The organism is Prevotella sp. AM42-24 (genome assembly GCF_003461825.1).
In the GTDB taxonomy this organism is placed as follows: Bacteria; Bacteroidota; Bacteroidia; order Bacteroidales; family Bacteroidaceae; genus Prevotella; species Prevotella hominis.
In genome coordinates this window covers 330-919 of the sequence record NZ_QTXV01000172.1, presented here as the reverse complement: position 1 = coordinate 919, position 590 = coordinate 330, and the positions used below count along the sequence as shown (strand labels likewise).

Sequence of the window (590 nt, the reverse complement as noted above, 5' to 3'; positions counted from 1 at the left end):
TTCACGTAGCTGTCGATACGTCCCTGGTCTCGTTTCAGGAACAGTTTGTATCCCTCCCCGAAGTTCTCGTCAATGTCCTCGAAGGCTATGTCTTCCTTATCCAAAGTATGAACAAAGTCCCTCAGGTTCTTCTGCCATGTTCGCTTGTGCAGAAAGGTTTGCCTAGCTCTTGCCGTTCTGTACCATTCCACGATGGTATCGCCAAAACTCAGCAAGTATTTTCCTGTCGTGTCCTTGTCCTTCAATACAGCCTTCAGCATTTCCACGGTGATGATGCCATTGGTGATAAGAAGTGAGTTGTATTTATCCTTGACCCCAGCAAGGAAACTTGCCAATCGTCCGTTGTCCCTTGCGTTCCGTACCTCTCCCTTCTTGGCGTTCCACTCCTGTGGGGTACAGGATATGCCTGTGGAAATGGCTGCACTTTTGCCGTCAACGGTGATGCGGCAAAGTATGTTGGCTGTTCCGTCTGCCTTCACCTTCTGTCTGTTGATGTAAGGCAAAATTGAAAATGTACTTCTGCTCATAGTTGTTGTCCTTATAATATAATAATGTAGTTGAAACTGTAAAAAGAAAAGTTGAAAGCCTTG

General features: G+C 45.9%; 1 protein-coding gene. It reads right to left on the bottom strand.

All coding sequences use genetic code 11. The features are described from left to right. A partial coding sequence (locus DW917_RS16985; protein WP_199545597.1) for a phage integrase SAM-like domain-containing protein occupies nt 1–527 on the bottom strand: 527 nt, incomplete at its 3' end. Between the last annotated feature and the right edge of the window lie 63 nt (nt 528–590).